General features: G+C 64.3%; 1 protein-coding gene. It reads right to left on the bottom strand.

Going from position 1 to position 945, the window contains the following annotated elements; all coding sequences use genetic code 11:
- Window positions 1-945, bottom strand: a 945-nt coding sequence (tnpC, locus tag NKJ13_RS31515) for an IS66 family transposase (RefSeq protein ID WP_352779575.1), incomplete at both ends; no start/stop codon positions are given.

Genomic DNA, 945 nt, shown 5'->3' with positions numbered 1-945 from the left:
GCTTCGGCATCGACGCCGCAGAGCTTGCAGGTCTCAATGATGCTGAGCACGACCGCTGACCGCTCGGCCGCGGCGAAGCTGCCCGAGAAAAGCCAATTGCGCCTGCCGACCGTAAATCCGCGAATGGCGCGCTCCGCGATGAGGTTGTCGGGCTCGAGCTGGCCATCATAGAGGAAGCGATTGAACGCGCGCCATCGCCTGGTGCCATAGGCGAAGGCCTTCGCGATATCGGCATGGCGCGACAAACCCTTGCCCTGGCGCATGAGCTGTCGTCGCAGCGCGCGGACCAGTGGTCGGGTCCGCCTTCGTCGTGCGGCCAATCGCTCGGCGGGCGGCAGCCCCCGTATCTCTTCCTCCATCCAGTAGATCGCCTGGATACCGGCCATCGCCGTCGTGCTGAGCTCGGTCGGCTGGCTGTCGTGAACGTCGAATATCTTGCGACGCAGATGGGCCAGGCAGGCAGCTTCTCGAATGGCGCCACCCTTGTAGAGCTGGTTGTAGCCGCTGAAACCGTCAGCCTGGAGCGTCCGGGTAAATCCGGCGAGCTCGCTCATAACGCTCTCGCCGGCGCGGCCCATGGTGGCGCGATACCAGGCGATCGGTGGCTCCTGCGAACCCGAGTTGCGATCGTCGGCAACGTAAACCCAGAGCGCGCCCTTGTGTGTCCTGCCGTTGCCGGGCGCCAGGATCGGAAGCCGCGTGTCGTCGGTGTGGATCTTGGTTCGGGTACGGCCGATCTCACGGATGCGGTTGTAGATCGGATCGAGCAAGGCGGCGGCGTAGCCGGCGCTGCGCGCAAGCGTCGATCGCTCGATATCGACGCCCTTGGCGGCCATCATCTGTACCTGACGGTAGAAGGGCAGATAATAACCCCACTTGGCCATCATGATATGGGCAAGCGCGGCATAGCTGAGCTTGCCGCGTGCAATGGCCTTGGCTGGTGCC

Origin of the sequence: Mesorhizobium sp. M0174 (genome assembly GCF_040322275.1) — a bacterium.
Classification (GTDB): domain Bacteria; phylum Pseudomonadota; class Alphaproteobacteria; order Rhizobiales; family Rhizobiaceae; genus Mesorhizobium.
The sequence above is the reverse complement of the archived record's forward strand: the minus strand, read 5'-3'. Positions and strand labels throughout refer to the sequence as shown.